Below are 19,597 nucleotides of genomic sequence, written 5' to 3' on the forward strand. Positions count from 1 at the left end.
GGTGGTGGTGTTGGTGATCTTGAAGCCCCTCTCCTTCGGGAGAGGGGTTGGGGAGAGGGTTCGGGCTTGCCAAATCTGCCGCAAGCACCGCACCCTCATCCGCCCTGCAGGCACCTTCTCCCAGAGGGAGAAGGGATAAAGTTGTCAGTTGCTGATCGCGACGGTGGGCGCACTCTTGAAACTGTCGGTACCGGAGATCACGATGCGGTCGCCTTCCTTGAGGCCATCGAGGATCTCCACTTTGTCGATACTGCTGGTGCCGACACGGATCGGGGTTTTGGTGGCGATGCCATCGCGCACCACGTAGGCATAGCTGCCACCGGATTCGTCGACAAAGGAGCCACGCTGCACGGTCAACACGTTGTCGCGCTTGTCCAGCAACACGCGTACCGACAGGCGCTGGTTCTGGCGCAACTGTTTCGGTGTTTCGCCATCGAAGCGCAGCCGCGCCGCGACCTGGCCGTTGACCACTTCGGGCGAGATCGCGCTGACCAGGCCCTTCCAGACATGCCCGTTGCCGCTGATTTCACCGGCCATGCCGATGCCCAGGTCACGCGCAAAGCTTTCCGGCACTTGCATCTCCACCTGCAGTGCGGACAGGTCGATCACGCTGAGCAGTTGCGCGTCTTTCGCCACGGTGGCGCGCTCGGCGATGAACAGCTGGCCGACCTGGCCGTCGACCGGCGACTTCACGTTGAGGTCGTCGACCTGGCGTTGCAGGTCCTGCACCACCAGCATCTGGTTTTCGTGGGCGAGCTTCTTGGCCTGGATGTTGAACTTCAGGCTGTCGCCGCTGATGCCGAGGTCGGATTTGGCATGCGCCAGCGCGATGCGCGCCTTTTCCAGCGCGTCCTTGGCCTGGTCGACTTCCACCCCCGTGGCGGCGCCGGCAGCGCTGGCCTTCTGCTCGCGATCGAGGTTGGTCTCGGCGCTCTTCTCGTCGATCTGCGCGTTGTCCAACGCCTTCTGCAGTTCGCTGCGCTTGCTGCGCGCATCCACTTGCGCCTGCAGATAGTCGACCTGCATCGCATCGCCCTTGGACTGCTCCTGCGCCAGCTTGTTGTGCAGTTCCGGGCTGTCCACGATGGCCAGCACCTGGTCCTTCTTCACCGTGTCGCCGGCATGTACCTGCAGCGTCACCGCGCCACCGTAAGTGGCGTACATCGTCGGGCTGACCGCGGCGACCACCTTGCCCTCGGCGGCGATGTCGCGCACGAACTGGCCGCGTTCGACGGTGGCGAATGCCAGTCGCGAACTGCTGACCGATGCAGAGGCCGAGAACAGCCGGCCGATGCCCGGTGCCAACCAGACCAACAGACCCAGCACCAGCACGCCAGCGCCGAGCATGATCATCCGGCGTTTGCGGTTGGGTTTGACTTCGACCATGCGGTCTTGGGCGGAAGTGTCGCGAATCATCTTGTCGTTCCTGACCGCGGACAGCGCGGTTGCACGGAGATCTTTGCAATCCGCGTGCCACTCAGGAATGTTTTAAAAATTACCTGTATTTCAACTAGTTGAAACCCATCTCCATCCTTCATCCAGTGTCCGCGGACAGTATGCGGACAACCGGACGACCAACTCCCGGACGTTCAACCACCACCCGCCAGTTGCAGTGACACCGCTTCGGCACGGGCGATGCGGCCAGCCAGTTGACGGCTCAGAGACGAGACCTCTTCACTGGCTTCGGCGCCGAGTACATCGAGGCCCGCCAGCCGGCGTGCATGAAAGCGCAGCACCTGCGCATTGGCTGGGTGGGCATGCCGCCACTGGCGCACCGGCGAGGCCGTCAGCTCGCCGCGAAGCAGCAGGCTGTCCCAAGCCAGGTAGTCGGTATCCGGCAGCAGGTACAACCGGGCGCAGGCGCGGTCTTGCCCATCCACGCATTCGATCCACTCGCGTGGTCCTTCGACCGTGATCATGCAACCCGCCACCAGGCGGCGTGTCTGCAGCAGCGGCGCCAGTTGCCATGCCTCAACCAGCAATCCGCGCGACATCTTCCAATCCTTCGCACCCTGCGACTGCATGGGCAGGTAAAGCACATTGCCGAGCGACGGCAGACCCGTCGCCAGTTCGGACGCCGTCACGCGCATGCCGCGCCGGCTGATGGACGGAGCAGTGGCGTGCAGGCGCAATGCCTGCAGCCGATGGACCCACGAACTGAACATGATCACCTCCCACAGCAAGCCGACGGCACGCCGCGATCCTTCACCTATTTGGTAAGGATCAGCTTGTCGTTGCGGGTCAGGCGCAGGTGGTATTCGCTGCCCTGGTGCTGGATTATCAGTTCGCGCGCGCCGTCCAGCAGAAACTGGCTGGACACATGCCGCGTTTGCGCCGCCGTGCCGGCAGGCACCAGCGGTTGCAGCCGCAGACGCTGGGTCGGAAGGGATAACGATGAGCTCAAGGACAGGACAGACATCGGAAGATCCACAAAGAGTCGGTGACAGCCTTGATGATAATGATTCTCATTTAACTGTCAACCGATCGGATCGCCCTGCCCTCAGTCCGCTTCGACAATCCGCCGGATCCGTTGCGCCACCGTGGCGTCCAGTTGCGGCAGCAGGTCCAGCGCGTCCAGGTTCTGTTCCAGTTGTTCGCGGCGGCTGGCGCCCAGCATCACCGTGGACACGTGCGGATTGAGCAGGCACCAGGCAATCGCCAGCTGGGCCAGGCTGGTGCCCAGTTCATCGGCGACCGGTTGTAACGCACGCACCTTGCCGAATTGTTCGTCGCCTTCGCCCAGCACCTCCGCACGCAGCCACTCGTAACCCGGTTGGGCCAGCCGCGAGTCGGCGGGAACGCCTTTGTTGTACTTGCCACTGAGCAAGCCCGACGCCAGCGGCGACCAGATCGTGGTGCCCATGCCGTAAGCGTCGTACAGCGGCGCATATTCCACTTCCACCCGTTCGCGATGCAGCAGGTTGTACTGCGGTTGTTCCATCACCGGCGCGTACAGGTGATTTTCCCGGGCAACCCGATGTGCCTCGTGAATCGCCTCGGCTGGCCACTCGCTGGTGCCCCAGTACAGCACCTTGCCTTGGCGGATCAGCGTGTCCATCGCGGCGACGGTTTCCAGGACAGGTGTATCCGGATCCGGGCGATGACAGAAATACAGGTCGAGGTAATCCACGCGCAGACGCTGCAGGGCCTGATGGCAGGCTTCCATCACGTGCTTGCGCGACAGCCCGCGCTGGGTTGGCAGCGGCTTGTCGTAGGCGCCGAAGAACACCTTGCTGGAGACGCAGTAACTGTCGCGCTGAAAGCGCAAGTCGGCCAGCACGTCGCCCATCACCTGCTCGGCCACACCGTTGTTGTAGGTCTCGGCGTTGTCGAAATAATTCACGCCACGGTCGTGCGCCAGCGCCAGCATCTCGCGCGCCTCCCCACGCCCCACCTGCTTGCCGAACGTGACCCACGCACCAAACGACAGCGCGGAAAGTTGCAGGCCGGAGTTGCCGAGACGACGGTATTGCATGGGGAGGCTCCAGGGATGGGAACGGGAAAGACTACTACTTCCCCGCTCGCATGCCCGCCTCACTCAAAGCAGGCGGGCGCGCCATGGGTTCGCAACATCCGCTTACCGTTCGCCGTTGGCGTAAATCGTCAGCGCCTGCACGAGGTGATCGAACAGCAACCGCGTGCGCCGGCTCGCCTTCAGATCTTCGTGCATCACCAGCCAGGTATCGAGGCCGAACGCAAAGGCATCGGGAAGCAGGTGCACCAGGTTGCGGTCGCGCCGTGCAATCGCGCATTGGCATACGCCGATGCCGTAGCCGGCGCGGATCGCCGCCAGCTGCGCCAGGTCGCTGTCAGTGCGCAGCGAAAAATCCTCGCGGCCGAACGGCAGCTTGCTCCGCACTGCCCGCAAGGCCGGTGTCTCGTGGTCATAGCCGACGATCGCGTGCTCCGACAACTCCGCCAGCATGCGCGGCTGGCCATGGGCCTTCAAATAGGATCGATGCGCGTGCAGGCCCAGTCCGATCCGCCCGATCCGCCTCGCCACCAATGCACTCTGGACCGGGCGCAGCATGCGCACGGCAATGTCCGCGTCCTTGCGCAGCAAATCCTCGGCCTGATTGGACAGAGACAGCTCGATCACGATGCCTGGATATTGCCGGCGAAAATCGGTCAGCATCGGCGGCAACACCTCGGCGCCGATCACCTCGCTGCAGGTGACCCGCACCACACCGCGCACCTCGTGATTGCTGCCCGACGCAGCGCGTCGCAGTGCCGCGGATGACGCCGACATGGCCTGCGCGTGCGGTAGCAGTTCGTGGCCAAGGTCGGTCGGCACCAGCCCTTGCGGCGAGCGCGTGAACAGGGCCACGCCCAGCGTCGCTTCCAGTTGCCGGATATGCCGGCCCAGACTGGGCTGGGTCATGCCCAGCGCACGTGCCGCCGCCGACAGGCTACCTTCGCGCATCACCGCGAGGAAAGATCGGTACAGCTCCCAGCCGGGCTCATCGTTAGCCATGCATTTATGTATACCAGAAGTTCATTCGTCGCGGATTTTCTTTCATCCCGGCTGCGCTCAAGCTGAGCCCACTTTCGACAGGAGAACGACATGAACGCATCGCACAAGGCCCTGGTACTCGGCGCCACCGGCGGCGCCGGCAGCGAGATCGCCGCCGCACTGCTGCGCCGCGGCTGGCAGGTTCGCGCCCTGGTTCGCGATACCGCCCGGTCGCAGCTATCCGAACACATCGAATGGATCGCCGGCGATGCCATGAACGCCGACGACGTGGCCACGGCCGCACGCGGCGTCGAGGTGATTGTCCACGCCGTGAATCCACCGGGCTACCGCGACTGGGACAAGCTGGTCTTGCCGATGCTCGACAACACGATTGCCGCGGCACGCGCCGCCGATGCGCGCATCGTGCTGCCTGGCACCGTCTACAACTACGGCCCGGACGCGCTGCCGTCGTTGGGCGAGGACTCGCCGCAACGTCCGCTAACCCGCAAGGGTGCGATCCGGGTCGAACTGGAACGTCGCCTGCAACAGGCGGCGAACGATGGAGTGCGCTCGCTGATCCTGCGCTGCGGCGACTTCTTCGGCCCGCGTGCTGGCAACAACTGGTTCACGGCGATGGTAAAGCCGGGCCAGCCGGTGCGTTCGATCAACTATCCGGGACATCGCGAACTGCGCCATGCCTGGGCCTACCTGCCCGACGTGGGCGAAACGGTGGCACGCCTGCTTGAACACGAGGCGGAGCTGGCTGTATTCGAGCGCTTCCATTTCGGTGGCCACTGGGTCGACGGCAACGTCATGGCCAACGCCATCCGCCACGCCAGCAACCCCAACGTGCCGGTACGCGCCTTCCCGTGGTGGCTGGCCACACTGGCCGCGCCCTTCAACACCCTGTTCCGCGAAGTGCGCGAGATGCGCTACCTGTGGCAACAGCCGTTGCAACTGGACAATCGCAGGCTGGTCGGCTTGCTCGGCAGCGAGCCGCACACGAAGCTGGACGAGGCCATCGATGCCACCTTGCAAGGCTTGGCATGCATCAACCGGCCGGCGCGCACGCCGGAGGAAAGTCGGGCATTGGCATGAGGCGCGCCGCCGCTACGACAGGAAATGCAGACCCAGCGCCAGCACGATCGCGGCGAAGATGCCGGCGATCACGTCGTCGATCATCACGCCCATGCCGCCCTTGACGCGCCGGTCCAGCCAACTGATCGGCCACGGCTTCCACACGTCGAACAGGCGGAACAACACGAAGCCAACCGCGATCGCCCACCACGATGCAGGCAGCACCAGCAGCGGCAGCAAGGCAATCCATTGGCCGATGAATTCGTCCCACACGATGCTGCGGTGATCGTCGACGCCAATCGCGCGGCTGGCCACGTTGCACGCCCACACGCCCACGCCGAAACCGAACAACAGCACGATCACGTACCACGGCAGCGCCAGCTCGCGCAGCAACAGCCATGGCAGCAACGCCGCCAGCGAACCGAACGTGCCCTGCGCCACCGGCGCCAGGCCCGAACCGAAACCGCAGGCCAGCCAGCCGGCAGGCGTCGCCAGCAGCGCGCGTCGCTGTTCGCCATTCAGAGTCTTTTTTGCGCTCACGCGAAATGCTCCCAGCCTGGTCGACCCGCCGCCAGCCATGCGCCATCGGCACCGCGCACACGCACGCCATCTCCCTCCACGATGCGGCCGATCTTCGTCGCGCCGCACCCGAGCCTGGCCAGGCCGGCCTGCACCTCGGCCACCCGGCCGGCCGGCACGGTGAAGCACAGTTCGTAGTCGTCGCCGCCACTCAAGGCAAAATGCAGCGCGCTGGTTTCGTCGTGCAGCTCAAGCAATGCCGACGAACGCGGCAGCAACGCCGCCTCGATCTCCGCGGCCACGCCGCTGGCCGTGCAGATGTGGCCCAGGTCGGCAAGCAGGCCGTCGGAAACATCGACGCATGCCGTGGCCTGCCCACGCAGCGCGGTGCCGACGGCGAGCCGCGGTGTCGGCCGGTTCAATCGTTCGATCAGGAAATCGCGCAGGCCGGCACGGCCGTCGTCCTCGCGCACCGGATGCTGCAAGGCGTGCAGTCCGGCGGCGGCGTCGCCCAGCGTGCCGGTAATCAGTACCGCATCGCCGACCCTCGCGCCGGCACGGACAAGTGCCTGGCCTGGTGGCACGAAGCCGTGCACGGCCACGCTGATGGCCAACGGTCCACGGGTGGTGTCGCCGCCCACGAGGGCAAGCCGAAGCGGCCTGGCCAGCCGGACGAAACCTTCGACGAAGCCCTCGACGAAATCCGCATCCGCCGTCGGCAGGGTCAGCGCCAGCAGTGCCCAGGCCGGGCTCGCGCCCATCGCCGCCAGATCGGAAAGATTCACCGCCAGCGCTTTCCAGCCGACATCGGCCGGCGCGGTGCCGCGTGGAAAATGCACGCCCTCGACCAGGGTATCGATCGCCACCGCGAGTTCCTGCCCCGGCGGCGGCGCCAGCACCGCGGCGTCGTCGCCGATGCCGATGCGTACATCGTCACGCGGCTGCGCGCAGTGCCTGCGAATCAGTTCAATCAGGTCGAATTCCATCGGCGGATCATCCCACTGCAGCGTGTCAGCGACGGAAAACCATTATCGGCTTGCCGTGGTAAACCGTTTCCTGCCACGGGAGAAAACCGGCCTTTTCGGCGACCCGGATCGAACCCCTGTTTTCGGGCGAGATGATGCACACCATGCAGCATTCGGGGAAATGCGCCTGTCCCCAGGCGACGATGGCCTCTACCGCCTCGCTCGCGTAGCCGCGGCCTTGCGCTTCGGGCGCAAGCAACCAGCCGAACTCCAGCATGCCGTCCAGTTTCGGAACGATATCGCGCTTGTAATCCAGAAAGCCGATGTCGCCGATATAGCGGCCGCCGGCTTTTTCCTCGATGGCCCAACTGCCGCAACCCAGCAGGCTCCACAACCCGGCATGCTGCAGCAGGCGTTTCCACACCGCCTCGCCATCGAGTGGCTCACCACTCAAATAGCGCACCACCTCGCGATCGGACCAGATCGCCATGCTGGTGGCGTAGTCGCCCACCCGGTGGGCGCGCAGACGCAATCGTTCGGTCTCGATCAGGGGCGCTGTCGAAAACCGGACGGCAGCGGCTGGCATCAGCCCTTCTTCTCGACCGCGCGCAGTTCGCCGGCCAGCTTGTCCAGCACGCCGTTGACGTAGCTGTGGCCATGGTCGGCGCCAAAGCGCTTGGTGACCTCGATCGCCTCGTTGATGATCACCCGGTACGGCACGTCCGGGCGGAACTTCAGCTCATACGCGGCCAGTCGCAGCGCGGCGCGTTCGATCGGATCGATCTGCGCCACCTCGCGGTCGATGTGCGGACGCAGGCTGGCATCGAGCGCGTCGACGTTCTTCTCCACGCCGTGCAGCAAGTCCTCGAAGTATTCGAGGTCAGCCACTTCCATGTCCTGCTCGTGGCGGAACTGGTCGATCACCGCGTTCATGTGGCTGCCGGAGAGCTGCCACGCGTACAGTGCCTGCAGCGCGCGGCGGCGAGCGCGCGAACGCGCCTGCATGTCGATTCCCTGCACGTGCTGGTTCATCACAGCTTCCCGTACAGGTTGACCATTTCCAGCGCGGCGATCGCCGCGTCAGCGCCCTTGTTGCCGGCCTTGGTGCCCGAGCGCTCGATCGCCTGCTCGATGCTGTCGGTGGTCAGCACACCGAACGCCACCGGCACGCCGGAGCTGTACGCGGCCTGGGCCAGGCCCTTGGCGCACTCGCCGGCAACGTAGTCGAAATGGGGAGTGGATCCGCGGATCACCGCACCCAGCGCGATCACTGCCGCGTACTTGCCGGAGTTGGCCAGCTTGTGCGCCGCCAGCGCGATTTCCCACGCGCCCGGCACGCGGATCAGCTCGATCGCGTCGTCCTTCACGCCGTGACGCACCAGCACATCGCGCGCACCAGCCACGAGCGGTTCCACGACGAAACCGTTGAAACGGCCGGCGACGATGGCAAAGCGGCCTTTCGGCGTGGCGAAATCGCCTTCGATGATCTTCATTGCGCAATTCCTTGGGTGGACGCACGGTCCATGCAGACCGGCCATTTTACGGGTTTGCCCGCCCGCCTGCTCGCCGGGCTCCCTCCCCCGCTTGCAGGGTAGGGTTGGGGACGGGGTCGCTCTTGATCTTCAAGTCAAAGCCTTACCCTTCCCAACCTCCCCCTGCTTTGCGGGGAGGAGTCGAAACGTCAGGGCTGCGGTGGCAAATGCGGGTATCCGCCAAAACTCAGCTGCGCGTTGCCACCGGCCACCCGCAACCGCGCCGGCACGCCGAATGGCAGAGTGAACTTGTCCGGCTCGTGGCCGGTAGGCAAGCCGTCGATCACCGGTATGCCGCTGGCCTGGCGAATCTGCCCGAAGCCATCGACCAGGCCGTAACCGTTGTCGTACCCGCTGGGCCGGCACTGGCTGAAATCGCCCAGCACCAACGCACGTTGCCGGCCCAGCACACCGGACAAGTGCAGTTGGTACAGCAACCGCTCGATCCGGAACGGCGGTTCGCCGACGTCCTCGACGAACAGGATGCCGTCGTCGATCGCCGGGAAATACGGCGTGCCGACCAGGCTGCACAACACGGCCAGATTGCCGCCCCATAGCGGGCCCTCGACATCGATTTCGATATCGGACGCGGTGGCCCACTCGACCTGCGCCGACGGCTTGCGCACGGTGTCCCAGAAATGCCGCCAGGTGAAGTCGCTGAGCGTCTCGGCGCCGAAATCGGCACCCAGCATCGGGCCGCTGAACGTGCACAGGCCGCTTTTGGCATGCAGTGCCAGTTGCAGCGCAGTGAAATCGCTGTAACCCACCAGCAGCGTGTTGCTGCCATCGAGCCGTTCGCGTAGCGCGTCGTAGTGCAGCTGCCCCAGCAGGCGCGTGGCGCCGTAGCCGCCGCGGATGGCCAGCACGATGTCCGGCAGCACATCCAGCGTGGCCAGCGCGTTGAGGTCGGCGGCGCGCTCGACATCGCTGCCAGCGTAACGCTGCTCGCTGCGATCGAGCACTTCCAGGCCGCTCAGCACGCACCCGGCTTCGCGCAACCGCTCCACGCCACGCGTCATCGCGACGCGGTCGTGCGGATAACCGGAGGGAGCGATCAGGCGAATGTGGGTTTCAGGCATGGACGTGGTCGTTGGCGGAAAACTGGATTATGCCGCGGCGAAGTGGTCGCCACCGGGCAAAGACGTGGTGCATCCGGGCATCTATGGACCCTGTAACAGCGACTGTAGGAGCGACTTCAGTCGCGATGCTCTTTGGCCAGAGGCATCGCGACTGAAGTCGCTCCTACAAGTGAGTGTGCTCAAACGTATTCGACCACTTCCAGGCCGAAGCCGGCCAGGCCAACCAGTTTGCGCGGGGTACCGAGCACTTTCAGCTGATGCACGCCGAGATCGGCCAGCATCTGTGCGCCGAGGCCGAGCTGACGCCACTCCTGCTGCTGCGCCTCTTCCGGCGCCTGGGTGCTGGGCTGGCGGTTGAGCCGGGCCAGCAAGGCTTCCGGCGTGTCTTCGCCGGACAACACCAGCAGCACGCCGCGATCCTCGTCGGCGATGCGGCGCAGCGCGGAGGTCACCGTGAGGCCGAGATCGTCGCGCTTCAGGTGCAGCACGTCGGACAGCGTGTTGCGCACGTGCACGCGGCTGAGCACCGGCGCACCGTCGTTGACCTTGCCGCGCACCAGCGCGTAGTGCAGGCCATGACGGATCGCGTCGCGATAGGCGACTAGCCGGAACGGACCGAACTCGGTGTCCACGTCTTCCTCGTGCACGCGCTGCACGGTCTTCTCGGTTTCCAGCCGATAGCGGATCAGTTCGGCGATCGTGCCGATCTTCAAGCCGTGCTTCTGCGCGAAAACTTCCAGCTCCGGCCGGCGTGCCATCGAGCCGTCCTCGTGCAGGATCTCGATCAGCACCGCCGCCGGCTCCAGTCCAGCCAGCGCGGCCAGGTCGCAACCAGCCTCGGTGTGGCCAGCGCGCGTCAACACGCCGCCAGGCTGCGCGGTGAGCGGAAAGATGTGGCCCGGCTGGGACAGATCCTGCGGCTTCGCATCGGTCTTCACCGCCACCTGGATCGTGCGTGCACGGTCATGCGCCGAGATGCCGGTGGTGACGCCTTCGGCCGCCTCGATCGAGACGGTGAAGTTGGTGTGGTAGACCGAGGTGTTGTCGCTCACCATCGGGCGCAGGCCGAGCTGGCGTGTGCGCTGTTCGGTCAGCGTGAGGCACAGCAGGCCACGCGCCTCGCGCACCATGAAGTTGACGTCCTCCGGTCGCACCATCTGCGCGGCCATCACGATGTCGCCCTCGTTCTCGCGATCTTCATCGTCGAGAATCACGACCATGCGGCCGGCGCGGATGTCTTCGAGGATCTCGGGGATGGTGTTGAAGGGCATGGGTGTTCCTTGAGGAAGATGTTCTCCCTCCCCCTGCTGCAGGGGGAGGAGCCAGGAGATCAGGCGAAGCCGTGCTGCTTGAGGAACGCTTCATCCAAACGCGGTGTCTCGCCGCTGGAAAGCAATCGCTCGATGTAGCGCGCCACCACGTCCACCTCGATATTCACCGCATCGCCCGCGCGACGTGCATGGAACGCGGTGTGCTCGACCGTGTGGGGAATCAGGTTGACGCCAAATCGTGATCCGGCGACCTCGTTGACCGTGAGGCTGGTGCCGTCGATGCAGACCGAACCTTTCGCGGCGATGTAGCGTGCGAGCGCGGCGGGCACGTCGAACGTCCAGCGCTGCGAGCGGCCGTCGGGCGTGATCGAGATCACCTTGCCGAGCCCGTCGACGTGGCCGGAAACCATGTGGCCGCCCAGACGATCGGCCAGGCGCAGTGCCTTTTCCAGATTCACCGGATCACCGGCCTTCAGTTGACCCAGCGAGGTCAGCGACAACGTTTCGTTGGAAACGTCGGCACTGAAGCGGCGTGGCTCCAGCGAGATCGCCGTCAGGCACACGCCGGAAACGGCGATCGAGTCGCCCAGCTGCGCGTCGGAAAGATCGAGGTCAGCGGTATCGACGTGCAGACGCACGTCGCCGCCACGTGGCTCGAGCCGCGCGATGCGGCCCACGCTCTGGATGATGCCGGTGAACATCAGCGCACCTCCCGCGGGAGGGTCACGGACGGCATGGATGCTATGACTTTCATGAAACGTTTCCCGCATGAGAGAGCTGCGAAAAACGCCCCAAGGCATGAGGCCAGGCGTGCACCATGAAGCGCCCGCCGTGCCGTCTTCTCTTTATCCGGACTGTGAGGAAGCGGTTGCCCGCTGCCAACCGTCGGCTCCGGCATCTGACCGGATCTGCTGACCTTCCGGCATGGCCGGAAGCGCTCGCGGGCTCGCCTCGAAAGGCCTACCGCCGGTGGGGAATCTCACCCCGCCCTGAAGACGCTATGTCGTGTTTTGCCGGCCTGACCGGCTGGCGCAGTCTAGCACCGACATACGTAGCCGCCGATGGCGATCGCCGGAATGCAGTGTTCGTCAGCGCGTACAACGGCCGATTCAGGCGCGGCGCAGTCGCAGTCGCCAATCCGCACCGAGCTGGCGCTGGTCGACCACCTGCAACTGCCAGCGCTTCGCCATGTCGCCGAGCCCGGGCAAATACAGCAGCGGGCGCGCGCTGTCGCCCAGCAGCAGCGGCGCGATATAGAGCAGCAGCTCATCGACCAGGCCAGCCGCGAACAGCGCACCGCACAGGGTCGGACCGGCTTCGACATGCACTTCGTTGCAGTCGCGAGCTGCCAGCAAGGCGAGCACGACGGACAGGTCGAGTGCATCGTTTTCTGTAGCGATGGCCATCTGTTCGACCCGCTCGAAACCATGCGCCGCACCGACCTCGGCGGCGCCATGCAGCACCAGCGTGGGCGTCGAACCATCCAGCACATGGCTATCGGCCGGCGTACGCAGCTGGCGATCGAGTATCACGCGCAGGGGCGGCGTGAATGCCTCACCGTCGGGCAGGCGCACGGTAAGCCGCGGGTTATCAGCCAGCACGGTACCGCTACCCGAGAGAATCGCCGAGCTGCGCGCACGCCAGCGCTGCACATCGGTGCGGGCGGCCTCGCCCGTGATCCATTTCGACTCGCCGTTGGCCAGCGCGGTACGGCCGTCCAGGCTCATCGCCAGCTTGACCCGCACGAACGGACGACGGCGTTCGATACGGCTGAAGAAGCCGACGTTCAATTCGCGGGCGGCCTCGCGCATCAGGGTGGTATCAACGATGATCCCGGCGGCACGCAATCTGCTGGCGCCGCGGCCATCGACCTGCGGAAACGGATCCTCCGTCGCAATCACTACCCGCGCCACGCCGGCGGCGATCAGCGCATCGGCGCACGGCGGCGTGCGACCGTGATGCGCGCAGGGTTCCAGCGTCACATAGGCGGTGGCGCCGCGAGCACGTTCGCCCGCTTCGCGCAAGGCGAATACCTCGGCATGCGGCTCGCCCGCACGCTGATGAAAGCCCGCACCAACAACTTCCTCACCCTGTGCGATCACGCAACCCACGCGCGGATTCGGCTGGGTGGTATGGATGCCGCGTTCGGCCAGGCGCAAGGCGTGTGCCATGTGCAGGTGATCGACCGTCGAGAACGTCATGAGCCACCCCGTTTACACCACATCTGCAGGAGCGACTTCCGTGGCGATGCCTCTGCTTCAGACCAGCGATCAAGAGCATCGCGACTGAAGTCGCTCCCACAACAGCGGCAGCCGCAACAGCCGCGCGGATGGCCCATGCTATTTGCGCTTGCCGCCGCCGAGCAGCGGCAACTGCAGCTCGGACAGCCCCGGCAGGTCGCGCTCGAGCTTCTCGATCTCCTCGCGGAACGCGTGCACGTCCTCGAACTTGCGGTAGACCGAGGCGAAGCGCACGTAGGCGACCTGGTCGAGGTTTTTCAGCTCGCGCATCACCAGCTCGCCGACCTGGCGCGACGGCACTTCGCGCTCACCGCTGCGGCGCAGGTCGTTGACGATGGTACGCACCGCCGCATCCACCGCATCGCTGGTCACCGGCCGCTTTTGCAGCGCCCGCTCGAAACTCACCCGCAACTTGCGCTCGTCGAACGTCTCGCGCCGCTCGCCGCTCTTCACCACCGTCGGCAATTTCAGCTCGGCCGTTTCGTAGGTGTTGAACCGCTCACCGCACTGCGGACACTCGCGCCGACGACGCACGCTGCTGCCGTCCTCGGTCAGGCGTGAATCGATCACGCGAGTGTCTTCGTGCTGGCAGAAGGGGCAATGCATTCGTCAGTCGATCAACCGTAGACCGGATACTTCTTGCACTGCGCCGTGACGCTCTCGCGCACCTTGGCGATCACCGCCTCGTCGGCCGGTGCGTCCAGCACGTCGCAGATCCAGTGGGTCAGGTCGGTGACGTCCGCTTCCTGGTAGCCGCGGGTCGTGACCGCGGGGGTACCGATACGCAGGCCGGAAGTGACGAACGGCTTGCGTGGATCGTTCGGTACGGCATTCTTGTTGACGGTGATGTGGGCCTTGCCGAGGGCTTCCTCAGCGGCCTTGCCGGTTACATCCTTGCCGATCATGTCGACCAGCATCAGGTGGTTCTCGGTGCCGCCGGAAACGATCTTGTAGCCGCGCTCGATGAAGATCTTCGCCATCGCCTTGGCGTTCTTCACCACCTGGGTCTGGTAAGTCTTGAACGCAGGCTCCAGCGCTTCCTTGAACGCCACCGCCTTGGCCGCGATCACGTGCATCAGCGGACCGCCCTGGATGCCGGGGAACACGATCGACTGCAGCTTCTTCTCGACCTCTTCGCCGGCACCCTTGGAAACGATGATGCCGCCGCGCGGACCGCGCAGGGTCTTGTGCGTGGTCGAGGTGACCACGTGCGCATGCGGCAGCGGACTCGGGTACACACCGGCAGCGATCAGGCCGGCGACGTGGGCCATGTCGACGAAGAACAGCGCACCGACCGAATCGGCGATCTGGCGCATGCGCGCCCAGTCGACCACCTGCGAATAGGCGCTGAAGCCACCGACCAGCATCTTCGGCTGGTGTTCGGTCGCCAGGCGCTGCACTTCGTCGTAATCGATCAGACCGTTCTCGTCGACGCCGTACTGCACCGCGTTGAACAGCTTGCCGCTGATGTTGACCTTGGCGCCGTGGGTGAGATGGCCGCCGTGGGCAAGCGACATGCCGAGGATGGTGTCACCCGGCTGCAGCAGCGACAGGTACACCGCCTGGTTCGCCTGCGAACCGGAATGCGGCTGCACGTTGGCGTAGTCGCAGTCGAACAGCTGCTTCAGCCGCTCGATCGCCAGCTTCTCGGCGATGTCCACGTATTCGCAACCGCCGTAATAGCGCTTGCCCGGATAGCCCTCGGCGTACTTGTTGGTCAGCTTGGAACCCTGCGCTTCCATCACCCGCGGGCTGGCGTAGTTCTCCGAGGCGATCAGCTCGACGTGGTCTTCCTGGCGCTGGCCTTCATCGGCGATGGCCTGAGCCAGTTCGTCGTCGTAACCGGCAATCGTGCAGTCCTTGGGAAACATTCTGACCTCGTGAAGTGGCGGGTGGGCAAGTCGGAAAGTGTAGCCCCGGCGGGCATTCCGGGCCACCGATGCGGCTTGGCGGGGCCAATGCGTGGTGAATTGAATGACATATATTGAAATCTGTCATTCAATTATTTACTATCCATTTCCCAACCTTTGCCGGTCGCCACCATGAAACACCGCACTCTGGGCCGCAGCGGCCCGCAGGTCTCCGCCCTCGGGCTCGGCTGCATGAGCATGTCCGATGTCTACGGCAAGGCCGATCGCAGCGATAGCATCGCCACCGTGCACGCCGCACTGGATGCCGGCATCACCCTGCTCGATACCGGCGACTTCTACGGCATGGGCGACAACGAAATGCTGCTGGGCGATGCGCTGGCCGGCCGCCCGCGCGAAAGCTACCAACTCAGCGTGAAGTTCGGCGCACAGCGCGGGCCCGACGGCGCCTGGCTGGGCTACGACGCGCGTCCGGCGGCGGTGAAGACCGCGCTGGCGTATTCGCTGAAGCGCCTGCGCACCGATTACATCGACGTCTACCGCCCGGCGCGGCTTGATCCGAACGTGCCGATCGAGGACACCGTGGGCGCGATCGCCGAACTGGTGCAGGCCGGCTACGTGCGCCACCTGGGCCTATCCGAGGTTGGCGCGGAGACCATCCGTCGCGCGCATGCCGTACTGCCGGTCGCCGACCTGCAGATCGAGTACTCGCTGATCTCGCGCAGCATCGAACCAGCCATCCTGCCGGCGTGCCGTGAACTGGGCATTGCCGTCACGGCCTATGGCGTGCTGTCACGCGGTCTGATCAGTGGCCACTGGACCAGGGATCGCGGCTTCGACGCACACGATTTCCGCAAGCACAGTCCGCGCTTCCAGGGCGGCAATCTCGAACACAACCTGCAGCTGGTCGATGTGTTGCGCAGCCTCGCCGACGACCGCGGCTGCAGCGTGGCGCAGCTGGCGATTGCCTGGGTGCTGGCTCGTGGCGAGGACATCGTGCCACTGATCGGTGCGCGCACGCGCGAGCGCCTGACCGAAGCGCTCGGCGCACTCGATGTAACGCTGGACGCCGACGACCTCGCCACGATCGAACGCGCCGTGCCACCGGACGCCGCGGCAGGCGAGCGCTATGCCGCCGCCCAGATGGCGATGCTCGACAGCGAACGCTGAGCGCCCTTTCCCACCCGACGAGGAGATCCGACATGTACGCCATCATGGGCATCACCGGCCAGGTCGGCAGCGCCACCGCAAGGCACCTGCTGGACAACGGCCAGCAAGTGCGCGCCATCCTGCGCGACAAACGCAAAGCCGCGACCTGGGTCGCACGGGGCGCTGAAGTCGCCATCGCGGACTGGTCCGACGCCGAGGCACTGGCCACCGCATTCGAGAACGTCGATGGCGTGTTCGTCATGCTGCCCGCCAACTTCGCACCCGGCCCCGACTTCGCCGAACCGCGCGCCCTGATCGGCACGCTGACCACCGCGCTGCGCCGGGCACAGCCGCCAAAGGTGGTGGCGTTGTCCTCGATCGGCGCCCAGCAGCCTCGCGACCTCGGCCTGATCACCCAACTGCACCTGCTGGAACAGGCGCTCGACGCGCTACCCCTGCCGCGCGCCCATGTACGCGCCGCGTGGTTCATGGAGAACCTGCGCTGGGACGTGACCCTTGCCCAGCACGAGGGCCATCTCGTCAGCTGCCTGCAACCGCTCGATCGCGCAATACCGATGGTCGCCACCGACGACATTGGCCGCACCATCGCCAGCACGCTCATCGAAACATGGTTCGGGCGCCGGGTGATCGAAGTGGAAGGCCCGCGGCGCTACAGTCCGCGCGACATGGCGCAGGCGCTGGCCGCAGTGCTGGAGCACGATGTGGAAACCATCGCGGTGCCGCGCGAACAATGGGCGGCGCGCTTCGTGGACGAGGGCATGCCGGCCGATCGCACCGCTCCGCGCATCGCCATGCTGGACGGCTTCAACAGCGGCTGGATCCGCTTCGAAGGCGGTACCACCGAGCACGTATCAGGCCGCATCCCGCTCGGTTATGTGGCCGACGAACTCGTCAGCGCCTGCCTCGACGTGCTTGAATCGGCGGCATGAACGACTCCGCGCTGACCCCCGAACGCATTCTCGCCGCCGCCGAAGAAGTGCTGCGCCGCTACGGCCCCGGCAAGGCGACCGTGATCGACGTGGCGCAGGCGCTCGGAGTCAGCCACGGCAGCGTATATCGGCATTTCGCCAGCAAGGCGGCGCTGCGCGACGCGGTGCTGCGCGGCTGGCTGGAACGGTTGATGGCACCGCTGCAGGCGATCGTCGCCAGCCGCACGGCGCCGCCGGCGCGCCTGCGTCAGTGGCTGGCCGCGCTGCGCGAGATCAAACGCGCCAAGGCGCTGGGCGAACCCGAACTGTTCGCCACCTACGGCGCGTTGGCTGCGGATGCGCGTGAAGTGATCAGCGAGCACGTCGAGCACCTGCTGCTGCAGATCGCCTCGATCATTGCCGTCGGCGTGGCCAGCGGCGATTTCCGCAAGGTGGATGCGCAGACCACCGCGCTGGCGATCTTCAACGCGACCTCACGTTTCCACTACCCCGGCATGGCCCACCTGTGGGGCGCCTCGGACGAAGACGCCGCGTTCGCCCAGTTGCTCGACCTGCTGCTGGCCGGCTTGGCGCCCGCGGTGGCGCCCACCCCATCCCGCCGCCGCAAATCGGCGGACTGAAGCCGCGAAAGCCGGTGCAACCGCTATAATGCGGGGTTTGCGGTCGCCCGACGGGCGTCTGCCGCGGTACAGCCTCCCGGAGTCGACATGCAGTACATCTACACCATGAACGGGGTCAGCAAGATCGTCCCGCCGAAGCGCCAGATCATCAAGGACATCTCGCTGTCCTTCTTCCCCGGCGCGAAGATCGGCCTGCTCGGCGTCAACGGCGCGGGCAAGTCCACCGTGCTGAAGATCATGGCCGGCGTGGATACCGACTTCCAGGGCGAGGCGCGCGCGCAGCCCGGTACCAAGATCGGTTACCTGGCGCAGGAGCCGCACCTGGATCCGGAAAAAACCGTGCGCGAAGCGGTCGAGGAAGGCGTCGCCGAAATCCTCGATGCGCAGAAGCGTCTCGACGAGGTCTATGCCGCCTATGCCGAGGAAGGCGCCGACTTCGACAAGCTGGCGAAAGAGCAGCAGGAGCTTGAAAACCTGCTCGCCGCGAACGATGCACACGCGCTGGAACGCCAGCTGGAAGTGGCCGCCGACGCGCTGCGGCTGCCGCCGTGGGATGCCAAGATCGGGCCATTGTCGGGCGGCGAGAAGCGCCGCGTGGCGCTGTGCCGCCTGCTGCTTTCCAAGCCGGACATGCTTCTGCTGGACGAACCGACCAACCATCTCGATGCCGAATCGGTGGACTGGCTGGAGCAGTTCCTGCACGACTACCCCGGCACCGTGGTCGCGGTCACCCATGACCGCTACTTCCTCGACAACGCCGCCGAGTGGATCCTCGAACTCGATCGCGGTCGCGGCATTCCGTGGAAGGGCAACTACACCGAGTGGCTGGAGCAGAAGGGCGAACGCCTGGCGCGCGAAGAGGCTGCCGAAAAGGGGCGCCAGAAAGCGCTGGCGCGCGAACTGGAGTGGGTGCGTTCGGCTGCCAAGGGTCGCCAGTCCAAGGGCAAGGCGCGCATCAACCGCTTCGAGGAACTGAACTCGGTCGAGTACCAGAAGCGCAACGAAACGAACGAACTGTATATCCCGCCAGGCGAGCGGCTGGGCCAGGAAGTGATCGAGTTCAAGAACGTCAGCAAGTCGTTCGGCGATCGCCTGCTGATCGACGACCTGAGCTTCAAGGTGCCGCCGGGCGCGATCGTCGGTGTCATCGGCCCGAACGGCGCCGGCAAGTCCACCCTGATGAAACTGATCACCGGCGTAGAGCAGCCCGACACCGGCGAAATGAAGCTCGGCCACACCGTGCAACTGGCCTATGTCGACCAGTCGCGCGACAACCTCGATCCGAAAAAGAACGTGTGGCAGGAAGTTTCCGGCGGCGCCGACATCATCACCATCGGCCGCTACGAGCTGCAGTCACGCGCGTACATCGGCCGCTTCAACTTCAAGGGCACCGACCAGCAGAAGCTGGTGGGCTCGCTCTCTGGTGGTGAACGCGGTCGCCTGCACCTGGCCAAGACCCTGATGCAGGGTGGCAACGTGCTGCTGCTCGATGAGCCATCCAACGATCTGGACGTGGAGACGCTGCGCGCGCTGGAAGACGCGATGCTCGAATTCCCCGGCTGCGTGATGGTGATCTCGCATGACCGCTGGTTCCTCGATCGCGTCGCCACCCACATCATCGCGTTCGAAGGCGACTCGCACGTCGAATTCTTCCCCGGCAACTACAACGAGTACGAAGCCGACAAGAAGCGCCGCCTCGGCGAGGAAGGTGCACGGCCACATCGGGTGAAGTACAAGAAGCTCGCCTGATCGCCTGCTGTAACTGGCGACGCTTTGCTCCGGAGGTGGCCATGCGCCACCGGCCGGAGCATAACCGCGGTGACAGACTCCCGATCCAGTACGAACACACGGTCGCCATCACCCCGGGATGTTGG

General features: G+C 65.4%; 21 protein-coding genes and 1 riboswitch. Of the genes, 5 read left to right on the forward strand and 16 right to left on the reverse strand.

Annotated features, from left to right (window positions below; all coding sequences use genetic code 11):
• Window positions 1-144: 144 nt before the first annotated feature.
• From ACPPVV_RS15210 to ACPPVV_RS15230, 5 genes are all read right to left on the reverse strand, one after another.
• Window positions 145-1,416, reverse strand: a complete 1,272-nt coding sequence (locus tag ACPPVV_RS15210; protein ID WP_426700711.1) for an efflux RND transporter periplasmic adaptor subunit — start codon at window positions 1,414-1,416, stop codon at window positions 145-147.
• Between the two features lie 173 nt (window positions 1,417-1,589).
• The gene (locus ACPPVV_RS15215; RefSeq protein WP_426700712.1) at window positions 1,590-2,165 is read right to left on the reverse strand and encodes a hypothetical protein; all 576 of its coding nucleotides are present in this window, start codon (window positions 2,163-2,165) and stop codon (window positions 1,590-1,592) included.
• A 44-nt stretch (window positions 2,166-2,209) separates the two neighbouring features.
• Entirely contained in the window at window positions 2,210-2,419 is a 210-nt protein-coding gene (gene hemP, locus ACPPVV_RS15220) for a hemin uptake protein HemP (protein WP_426700713.1), read from the reverse strand.
• Window positions 2,420-2,500: 81 nt separating this feature from the next.
• A complete protein-coding gene (locus ACPPVV_RS15225; protein WP_426700714.1) occupies window positions 2,501-3,475 on the reverse strand; it encodes a potassium channel beta subunit family protein in 975 nt (324 codons plus the stop codon).
• Window positions 3,476-3,577: 102 nt separating this feature from the next.
• Window positions 3,578-4,474, reverse strand: coding sequence for a LysR family transcriptional regulator (locus ACPPVV_RS15230; protein WP_426700715.1), 897 nt, complete (start codon window positions 4,472-4,474; stop codon window positions 3,578-3,580).
• Between the two features lie 90 nt (window positions 4,475-4,564).
• On the opposite strand from ACPPVV_RS15230, the gene ACPPVV_RS15235 reads away from it, so the two are divergent.
• Entirely contained in the window at window positions 4,565-5,551 is a 987-nt protein-coding gene (locus ACPPVV_RS15235; RefSeq protein ID WP_426700716.1) for an NAD-dependent epimerase/dehydratase family protein, read from the forward strand.
• Between the two features lie 12 nt (window positions 5,552-5,563).
• Here ACPPVV_RS15235 and ACPPVV_RS15240 read toward each other — a convergent pair whose 3' ends face one another.
• The 11 genes from ACPPVV_RS15240 to glyA form a co-directional block, all read right to left on the reverse strand.
• Window positions 5,564-6,070: a phosphatidylglycerophosphatase A family protein gene (locus tag ACPPVV_RS15240; protein WP_426700717.1), complete on the reverse strand. Its 507-nt coding sequence runs from the start codon at window positions 6,068-6,070 to the stop codon at window positions 5,564-5,566.
• Window positions 6,067-7,035 carry a thiamine-phosphate kinase gene (thiL, locus tag ACPPVV_RS15245; protein ID WP_426700718.1) on the reverse strand — a complete coding sequence of 323 codons (969 nt, stop codon included), beginning with the start codon at window positions 7,033-7,035 and terminating at the stop codon, window positions 6,067-6,069. Before thiL ends, ACPPVV_RS15240 begins: the two co-directional genes overlap by 4 nt.
• 25 nt (window positions 7,036-7,060) lie before the next feature.
• Window positions 7,061-7,600, reverse strand: a complete 540-nt coding sequence (locus tag ACPPVV_RS15250) for a GNAT family N-acetyltransferase (protein ID WP_426700719.1) — start codon at window positions 7,598-7,600, stop codon at window positions 7,061-7,063.
• Window positions 7,600-8,046 carry a transcription antitermination factor NusB gene (gene nusB, locus ACPPVV_RS15255; protein ID WP_426700720.1) on the reverse strand — a complete coding sequence of 149 codons (447 nt, stop codon included), beginning with the start codon at window positions 8,044-8,046 and terminating at the stop codon, window positions 7,600-7,602. The genes ACPPVV_RS15250 and nusB overlap by 1 nt, the downstream gene beginning before the upstream one ends.
• Window positions 8,046-8,507, reverse strand: a complete 462-nt coding sequence (ribH, locus tag ACPPVV_RS15260; RefSeq protein ID WP_426700721.1) for a 6,7-dimethyl-8-ribityllumazine synthase — start codon at window positions 8,505-8,507, stop codon at window positions 8,046-8,048. The genes nusB and ribH overlap by 1 nt, the downstream gene beginning before the upstream one ends.
• Before the next feature lie 188 nt (window positions 8,508-8,695).
• Window positions 8,696-9,625, reverse strand: coding sequence for a muramoyltetrapeptide carboxypeptidase (ldcA, locus tag ACPPVV_RS15265; protein WP_426700722.1), 930 nt, complete (start codon window positions 9,623-9,625; stop codon window positions 8,696-8,698).
• A 179-nt stretch (window positions 9,626-9,804) separates the two neighbouring features.
• The gene (ribBA, locus tag ACPPVV_RS15270) at window positions 9,805-10,896 is read right to left on the reverse strand and encodes a bifunctional 3,4-dihydroxy-2-butanone-4-phosphate synthase/GTP cyclohydrolase II (protein WP_426700723.1); all 1,092 of its coding nucleotides are present in this window, start codon (window positions 10,894-10,896) and stop codon (window positions 9,805-9,807) included.
• A 59-nt stretch (window positions 10,897-10,955) separates the two neighbouring features.
• A complete protein-coding gene (locus tag ACPPVV_RS15275; protein ID WP_426700724.1) occupies window positions 10,956-11,597 on the reverse strand; it encodes a riboflavin synthase in 642 nt (213 codons plus the stop codon).
• Window positions 11,598-11,728: 131 nt separating this feature from the next.
• Window positions 11,729-11,897, reverse strand: a riboswitch (FMN riboswitch).
• Between the two features lie 108 nt (window positions 11,898-12,005).
• Window positions 12,006-13,097, reverse strand: coding sequence for a bifunctional diaminohydroxyphosphoribosylaminopyrimidine deaminase/5-amino-6-(5-phosphoribosylamino)uracil reductase RibD (ribD, locus tag ACPPVV_RS15280; RefSeq protein WP_426700725.1), 1,092 nt, complete (start codon window positions 13,095-13,097; stop codon window positions 12,006-12,008).
• 138 nt (window positions 13,098-13,235) lie between these two features.
• Complete coding sequence (gene nrdR, locus ACPPVV_RS15285; RefSeq protein WP_426700726.1) at window positions 13,236-13,742, reverse strand: transcriptional regulator NrdR; 507 nt, start codon at window positions 13,740-13,742, stop codon at window positions 13,236-13,238.
• 11 nt (window positions 13,743-13,753) lie between these two features.
• Window positions 13,754-15,007, reverse strand: a complete 1,254-nt coding sequence (gene glyA, locus ACPPVV_RS15290; protein ID WP_426700727.1) for a serine hydroxymethyltransferase — start codon at window positions 15,005-15,007, stop codon at window positions 13,754-13,756.
• 171 nt (window positions 15,008-15,178) lie between these two features.
• Here glyA and ACPPVV_RS15295 point away from each other — a divergent pair, with 171 nt between their 5' ends.
• From ACPPVV_RS15295 to ettA, 4 genes are all read left to right on the forward strand, one after another.
• Window positions 15,179-16,174 (forward strand): aldo/keto reductase, encoded by a 996-nt coding sequence (locus ACPPVV_RS15295; protein ID WP_426700728.1) that lies wholly within the window; start codon window positions 15,179-15,181, stop codon window positions 16,172-16,174.
• 32 nt (window positions 16,175-16,206) lie between these two features.
• On the forward strand, window positions 16,207-17,103 hold the full coding sequence (locus ACPPVV_RS15300) for an NAD(P)H-binding protein (protein ID WP_426700729.1): 897 nt from the start codon (window positions 16,207-16,209) through the stop codon (window positions 17,101-17,103).
• Window positions 17,100-17,723: a TetR family transcriptional regulator gene (locus tag ACPPVV_RS15305; protein ID WP_426700730.1), complete on the forward strand. Its 624-nt coding sequence runs from the start codon at window positions 17,100-17,102 to the stop codon at window positions 17,721-17,723. The genes ACPPVV_RS15300 and ACPPVV_RS15305 overlap by 4 nt, the downstream gene beginning before the upstream one ends.
• Window positions 17,724-17,810: 87 nt before the next feature.
• Entirely contained in the window at window positions 17,811-19,472 is a 1,662-nt protein-coding gene (gene ettA, locus ACPPVV_RS15310) for an energy-dependent translational throttle protein EttA (protein ID WP_426700731.1), read from the forward strand.
• The last annotated feature ends 125 nt before the right edge of the window (window positions 19,473-19,597 follow it).

This window comes from Rhodanobacter sp. Col0626 (assembly GCF_049994385.1).
Taxonomy (GTDB): domain Bacteria; phylum Pseudomonadota; class Gammaproteobacteria; order Xanthomonadales; family Rhodanobacteraceae; genus Rhodanobacter.

What these genes read in the sequence shown, in the direction of transcription:
- ACPPVV_RS15210 (WP_426700711.1), bottom strand. Translation starts at nt 1,416, where the DNA reads ATGATTCGCGACACTTCCGCCCAAGACCGCATGGTCGAAGTCAAACCC.
- ACPPVV_RS15215 (WP_426700712.1), bottom strand. Translation starts at nt 2,165, where the DNA reads ATGTTCAGTTCGTGGGTCCATCGGCTGCAGGCATTGCGCCTGCACGCC.
- hemP (WP_426700713.1), bottom strand. Translation starts at nt 2,419, where the DNA reads ATGTCTGTCCTGTCCTTGAGCTCATCGTTATCCCTTCCGACCCAGCGT.
- ACPPVV_RS15225 (WP_426700714.1), bottom strand. Translation starts at nt 3,475, where the DNA reads ATGCAATACCGTCGTCTCGGCAACTCCGGCCTGCAACTTTCCGCGCTG.
- ACPPVV_RS15230 (WP_426700715.1), bottom strand. Translation starts at nt 4,474, where the DNA reads ATGGCTAACGATGAGCCCGGCTGGGAGCTGTACCGATCTTTCCTCGCG.
- ACPPVV_RS15235 (WP_426700716.1), top strand. Translation starts at nt 4,565, where the DNA reads ATGAACGCATCGCACAAGGCCCTGGTACTCGGCGCCACCGGCGGCGCC.
- thiL (WP_426700718.1), bottom strand. Translation starts at nt 7,035, where the DNA reads ATGGAATTCGACCTGATTGAACTGATTCGCAGGCACTGCGCGCAGCCG.
- ACPPVV_RS15250 (WP_426700719.1), bottom strand. Translation starts at nt 7,600, where the DNA reads ATGCCAGCCGCTGCCGTCCGGTTTTCGACAGCGCCCCTGATCGAGACC.
- nusB (WP_426700720.1), bottom strand. Translation starts at nt 8,046, where the DNA reads ATGAACCAGCACGTGCAGGGAATCGACATGCAGGCGCGTTCGCGCGCT.
- ribH (WP_426700721.1), bottom strand. Translation starts at nt 8,507, where the DNA reads ATGAAGATCATCGAAGGCGATTTCGCCACGCCGAAAGGCCGCTTTGCC.
- ldcA (WP_426700722.1), bottom strand. Translation starts at nt 9,625, where the DNA reads ATGCCTGAAACCCACATTCGCCTGATCGCTCCCTCCGGTTATCCGCAC.
- ribBA (WP_426700723.1), bottom strand. Translation starts at nt 10,896, where the DNA reads ATGCCCTTCAACACCATCCCCGAGATCCTCGAAGACATCCGCGCCGGC.
- ACPPVV_RS15275 (WP_426700724.1), bottom strand. Translation starts at nt 11,597, where the DNA reads ATGTTCACCGGCATCATCCAGAGCGTGGGCCGCATCGCGCGGCTCGAG.
- ribD (WP_426700725.1), bottom strand. Translation starts at nt 13,097, where the DNA reads ATGACGTTCTCGACGGTCGATCACCTGCACATGGCACACGCCTTGCGC.
- nrdR (WP_426700726.1), bottom strand. Translation starts at nt 13,742, where the DNA reads ATGCATTGCCCCTTCTGCCAGCACGAAGACACTCGCGTGATCGATTCA.
- glyA (WP_426700727.1), bottom strand. Translation starts at nt 15,007, where the DNA reads ATGTTTCCCAAGGACTGCACGATTGCCGGTTACGACGACGAACTGGCT.
- ACPPVV_RS15295 (WP_426700728.1), top strand. Translation starts at nt 15,179, where the DNA reads ATGAAACACCGCACTCTGGGCCGCAGCGGCCCGCAGGTCTCCGCCCTC.
- ACPPVV_RS15300 (WP_426700729.1), top strand. Translation starts at nt 16,207, where the DNA reads ATGTACGCCATCATGGGCATCACCGGCCAGGTCGGCAGCGCCACCGCA.
- ACPPVV_RS15305 (WP_426700730.1), top strand. Translation starts at nt 17,100, where the DNA reads ATGAACGACTCCGCGCTGACCCCCGAACGCATTCTCGCCGCCGCCGAA.
- ettA (WP_426700731.1), top strand. Translation starts at nt 17,811, where the DNA reads ATGCAGTACATCTACACCATGAACGGGGTCAGCAAGATCGTCCCGCCG.